Origin of the sequence: Streptomyces sp. NRRL F-5123, assembly GCF_000721495.1 — a bacterium.
GTDB lineage: Bacteria > Actinomycetota > Actinomycetes > Streptomycetales > Streptomycetaceae > Actinacidiphila.
The window spans coordinates 1-5,419 of record NZ_JOHY01000128.1 but is presented as its reverse complement, the minus strand read 5'-3'; the positions used below and the strand labels follow the sequence as shown (position 1 = coordinate 5,419).

Sequence of the window (5,419 nt, the reverse complement as noted above, 5' to 3'; positions counted from 1 at the left end):
CGGAGATGTGTATAAGAGACAGGTGGTGGGGGGTGTGGTGGTGACGCCGCCGGTGCAGGTGGTCCCGTTGAGGACAAATGTGGTGGGGACCGGGTTGGTCGCGGTGTAGGTGCCGTTGAAGCCGAAGCTGGTGGAACCGCCGGTGGCCAGGCTGCCGTTCCAGGAGACGTTGGCCACCGTGACCTGCGTGCCGCTCTGGGTGTAGGTCCCGCTCCACATCTGAGTGACGGTCTGCCCATCGGCAAACGTCCAGGAGAGCTGCCAACTGGTGACCGGCGCACCGAGATTGGTAACGCTCACATTGGCACCGAAGCCGCCAGGCCACTGGTTCGTCACGTCGTAGACGACCTGGCAGCCGGTGGCCGCCCCCTGCGCCGACGTCGCCACGAACGAGACCCCCGCAGCCGCCAGAACCGTGGAGAGCAGCGCGATGAACATCGGCTTGCGCTGCTTCACCGCATGAGCGCGCTTCATGAAACGTGCTCCTTGAGCGACAAGCCCGAAAGGACATTGATCGCGCTAACAACCGAGCGGTCCGCGCCGCCCTGCGGCATCGAACGGCCGCCCCCTCGCCGCCGACCGCGCAGGCCCCCGCCGCGGCACAAGGGCGTCGTCCGCCGCGCACACGACAGCGTCACGCCGGAGGGGAGTAGCGATGGGTCTTTGAGCATCACATCGACCTCGTCTCTTGGCGATCCTGCGGGGGCACGCCGCCGAGCGCACCGCCGCAAGACACGGTGGGGTCCGTTCACGAGGGTTGACAGCCATCGGAGTTGTCGCAGCGCCAGGAGGGGACTGGCACGAAACGGTGGCAAGTCTGGACCCGCGGCATTCGAAAGGTCAACGCTCCGGTACGGAGAATTTCGACGGCCGCCCCCTGAGAACGAGGGCAAGGTGCGTGCCGGTCCACGGCCGATTCGGCAGGCGCAGGTGGGAAACCCGCGAGGCGGTCCCGGCACGTCACCCCCTTTCCGAGCTGTGCGACCGGCTCAGGCGGACGGTTCTCGCCAAGTCGAAATTCCACCGCAAAGATCGGAGCATTCTGGTGTCCATGGGAACGAGGGGCACGGAGTTGTCACAGCAGGCCGGCATGGCGAGCCCCATCGAAGCCATTGCTCCGGCTGTCCTGACGCAGCTCGTTCACAGGGTGAGCCATGGGATGACTTGCGCCCGACACCCCGTCCGACACCCGCGGATTCCCGCCCCCTTCGGCGCGGTTCCGGGCACGCCGCCGAAGGCCTGCGCGTACGACACGCCTTGACAGGAGCGCCACCATGAGCCAACTTCGAAGGCGAACCACGCATGTTAACGCTCACTAAATCGTGGCACGAGTTACTACTCCTCGCTGCCGCGAGCGCCCGCCGCAGTGTCCGGGTGTGCTGCCGGCGGGTCCTCCCCCCACGCAAGGAGACTGGCACCCATGTCCTGACGGAACGAACCACCGAAACGCTCTGTCCCGGCTCGCCGCCCCTCTCGTCCCGCCCCCTCGCAGTGGCGACGGCTGTGAAAGCCGGTACGGCGGTCTGCCGGACTCCTGGCAGCGGACACACCATCAGCCGGTTCCCCGCCCACCGCACGGCACCGGCTGCTCACTCGATCCTCACCAGCCCCTGAGGGGTACGGCAGGACCTGAACGTCCACAGCAATCCTCCTGCTGCCCGCCGCCCTCCCCCCTCCGGCGACGCCCGGCACCTGCCGCGGCGCCGCCGCTCCGCACGGTCTGTCGTATCCGGCACGGCCGTGGCCCCCTCACACCAAGGAGGACGCTGATGTCGTCATCAGCAACTGTCCGGCTCCCACGCCGTGTCAGGAAATGGGCACCGGCCGCCGGCGCGGCCGCAACTCTCGTGGTCGGCCTGCTCGTCGGCGGCACGGCCAGTTCGCAGGCGGCCGGCTCGGCACCGTGCGACATCTACGCTTCGGGCGGTACGCCCTGCGTCGCCGCGCACAGCACCACCCGGGCCCTGTACTCCTCGTACAACGGCGCCCTGTACCAGGTCCGCCGGTCCTCGGACAACTCCACGCGCGACATCGGTGTGATCGGCGCCGGCGGTTACGCCGACGCCGCGGCGCAGGACTCCTTCTGCTCCGGCACCGGCTGTGTGATCACTGTTGTCTACGACCAGTCCGGCCGCGGCAACAACCTCACCCAGGCACCCCCCGGCGGCTTCGCCGGACCCGCCGCAGGCGGCTACGACAACCTCGCCGACGCCACCGCGGCACCCATCACCATCGCCGGTCACAAGGCGTACGGCGTCTACTCGGGCAACGGCCCCTGGATCATGGCCGACCTGGAGAACGGCCTGTTCTCCGGCGTCAACCAGCACCTCAACTCCGGTGACCCGACGATCAACTACCGGTACACCACCGCCATCGTCAAGGGCGGCCCCAACCACTGGGCGATCCGCGGCGGCAACGCCCAGTCCGGCAGCCTGTCCACCTTCTACGACGGCGTGCGCCCCAACGTCTCGGGCTACAACCCGATGAAGAAGCAGGGCGCGATCATCCTCGGCATCGGCGGTGACAACAGCCACGGCGCGACGGGGACCTTCTACGAGGGCGTGATGACGTCCGGCTACCCCTCGGAGGCCACCGAGAACGCCGTCCAGGCCAACATCACCGCAGCCGGATACGGATCGAACACCGGTGGTTCCACGGACGGGGGGACCAGCACCGGCACGACCGACGGCGGGACCACCACCGGGGGCAGTACGGGTGGGACATCTGGCGGGTGCACGGCGACGTACACCACCACCAACTCCTGGTCCGGCGGCTTCCAGGGCGAGGTCAAGGTCACAGCCGGCAGCACCGCAGTCAACGGCTGGACCGTCCACTGGACCCTCGCGAACGGCCAGACCCTCACCCAGGTCTGGAACGGCACGCTCACCACCAGCGGATCAACCGCCACCGTCAAGAACGCCGACTACAACGGCTCACTCCAGCCCTCCGCCTCCACCACCTTCGGCTTCCTCGCCAACGGCTCCCCGAACACCCCCACCCTCACCTGCACCAGCCCCTGACGCAGGAGATCAGCCGTCCCGGGGCACCTGCGTGCAACGGCAGTTGTGCCGGTGCCCCGGGCGGCACCCGGTCCCATCCCCCCACGAAAGCCCAGGAGAGAGCCATGACTTCAGGACAGAACGAGGCAACGAACCCCCAGCCGGGCAAACTGCGCCGCAGGGCGGTGCTGACGGCGCTGGGCGCGGCTCCGCTTCTGGCGGCGGTCCTGCCCTCGCCGAGTGCGTCGGCCGCGTCCGCGGTGGTCGTCGACCCGTCCTCGCGGCGGCAGACGATACGCGGCTTCGGCGGCATGAACCACCCGGAGTGGGCAGGCGACCTGACCGCCGCCCAGCGCGACACCGCTTTCGGCAGCGGTGCGGGCCAGTTGGGGTTCTCGATCCTGCGCATCCATGTGGACGAGGACCAGTCGAACTGGAGCAAGGAGGTGGCGACCGCGCAGCGGGCGGTCGCCAACGGGGCCATCGTCTTCGCGTCGCCGTGGAACCCGCCGGCCGGCATGACCGAGACCTTCACCCACGGCAGCCAGACCGACGCCAAGCGGCTGCGGCACGACAAGTACGCCGACTACGCCAAGCACCTCGACGACTTCTACCAGTTCATGAAGAGCAACGGCGTGAACCTCTACGCCATCTCGATCCAGAACGAGCCCGACTACGCCTCGACCTGGACATGGTGGACCGCGGACGAGATCGTCACCTTCCTGCGGAACAACGCCGGCTCCATCGGTACCAGGGTCATCGCCCCGGAGTCCTTCCAGTACGTCAAGAGCATGTCGGACCCGATCCTGAACGACCCCACGGCCCTGGCGAACCTGGACATCCTCGGCGCCCACCTCTACGGCACCCCGTACGCGAACTTCCCCTACCCGCTCTTCCAGCAGAAGGGTGCGGGCAAGGAGCTGTGGATGACGGAGGTGTACTACCCCAACAGCACCGACTCGGCGGACCTGTGGCCCGCGGCGCTCGGCGTGGGCGAGCACATGCACCACGCGATGGTGGACGCCGAGTTCCAGGCGTACGTGTGGTGGTACATCCGGCGCAGCTACGGCCCGATGCGGGAGGACGGGCAGATCAGCAAGCGCGGTGGTGTCATGGCGCAGTTCTCGAGGTTCGTCCGCCCGGGGTACGTACGTCTGAACGCCACGGCGACCCCGCAGAGCAACGTCTTCACCTCCGCCTACACCGGCGGGAACAAGGTAGTGATCGTGGCGGTCAACAAGAACTCCGGCACGGTGAGCCAACCGTTCACCGTGTCCGGCGCCGCGTCCGGGAGCGTGTCCGCGTACGTGACGGACGGCAGCAGGACGGTCGCCACGGCGAGCGGGCCCAGCATGTCCGGCGGCACGTTCACCGCCTCGCTGCCCGCGCAGAGCATCACCACGTTCGTCGTCGACCTGTCGGCCGGCGGCGGCGACACCCAGCCGCCCACCGCCCCCGGCACTCCCGTCGCCTCGGGTGTCACGGCCACCTCCGTCACGCTGACCTGGGCCGCCGCCACCGACAACACAGGCGTGACCGGCTACGACGTCGTGCGCATCAGCAACGGCACCGAATCTGCCGCCGCAACCACCACAGCGACGCAGGCCACCGTCACCGGTCTGACCACCGGCACCGCCTACTCCTTCGCCGTCTACGCCCACGACGCGGCAGGCAACCGCTCCGCCCGCAGCAGCACCGTCGACGTGACCACCTCCACCGACGGCGGTGGCACCCCGACAGGTGGCTGCGGGGTCGGCTACCGGGTCGTGAACAGCTGGACCGGCGGCTTCCAGGGCGAACTGGTCATCAACAACACCGGCAGCACCACGATGAACGACTGGACCCTCGCCTTCACCTTCACCGCCGGCCAGAGCATCACCCAGATGTGGGGCGGCACCCCGTCCCAGAGCGGCGGCGCGGTCACCGTCACCCCCGCCTCGTACAACGCCGCCATCCCGGCCGGCAGCTCCGTCACGGTCGGATTCCTCGCCGACCAGGGCAGCAGCAACCCCGTCCCGACCGATTTCACCCTCAACGGCGGCGCGTGCACGGCCTGATGGACAGCGAATCCGGATGGCTCGGGAACTTCCAGACAAAGGAGAGTCCGTACGATGCTGCACATGTGGTGGCGCCGTTTCCGGCGCAGGGTGCTGGGTGCCGGAGTGGCCGTCGTGGTCGCCGTCGGCGTCCTGACGGGGACGGCGGCGACGTCACAGGCCGCCGCGCAGCAGCCGTGTGACATCTACGCCTCCGGCGGCACGCCGTGCGTGGCGGCGCACAGCACCGTCCGCGCCCTGTACGGCTCGTACACCGGGAGCCTTTACCAGGTCCGGCGCTCGTCGGACAACTCGACGAAGAACATCGGGGTGGTGGAGGCCGGCGGCCGGGCCGACGCGGCCGCACAGGACTCCTTCTGCGCG

At 68.9% G+C, this 5,419-nt stretch carries 4 protein-coding genes; 3 read left to right on the top strand and 1 reads right to left on the bottom strand.

The annotated features are described in order from the left end of the window. Window positions 1–474, bottom strand: a 474-nt coding sequence (locus tag IH54_RS0138390; RefSeq protein ID WP_234344279.1) for a cellulose-binding domain-containing protein, incomplete at its 3' end; no start/stop codon positions are given. Between the two features lie 1,295 nt (window positions 475–1,769). On the opposite strand from IH54_RS0138390, the gene IH54_RS40950 reads away from it, so the two are divergent. From IH54_RS40950 to IH54_RS0138375, 3 genes are all read left to right on the top strand, one after another. Continuing rightward, window positions 1,770–3,020 (top strand): arabinofuranosidase catalytic domain-containing protein, encoded by a 1,251-nt coding sequence (locus tag IH54_RS40950; protein WP_078862837.1) that lies wholly within the window; start codon window positions 1,770–1,772, stop codon window positions 3,018–3,020. Window positions 3,021–3,124: 104 nt separating this feature from the next. Beyond that, window positions 3,125–5,056 (top strand): cellulose binding domain-containing protein, encoded by a 1,932-nt coding sequence (locus tag IH54_RS0138380; RefSeq protein WP_043183567.1) that lies wholly within the window; start codon window positions 3,125–3,127, stop codon window positions 5,054–5,056. A gap of 54 nt (window positions 5,057–5,110) precedes the next feature. Next, window positions 5,111–5,419: arabinofuranosidase catalytic domain-containing protein (locus IH54_RS0138375; RefSeq protein WP_031526116.1), on the top strand; the 309-nt coding region annotated here is incomplete at its 3' end.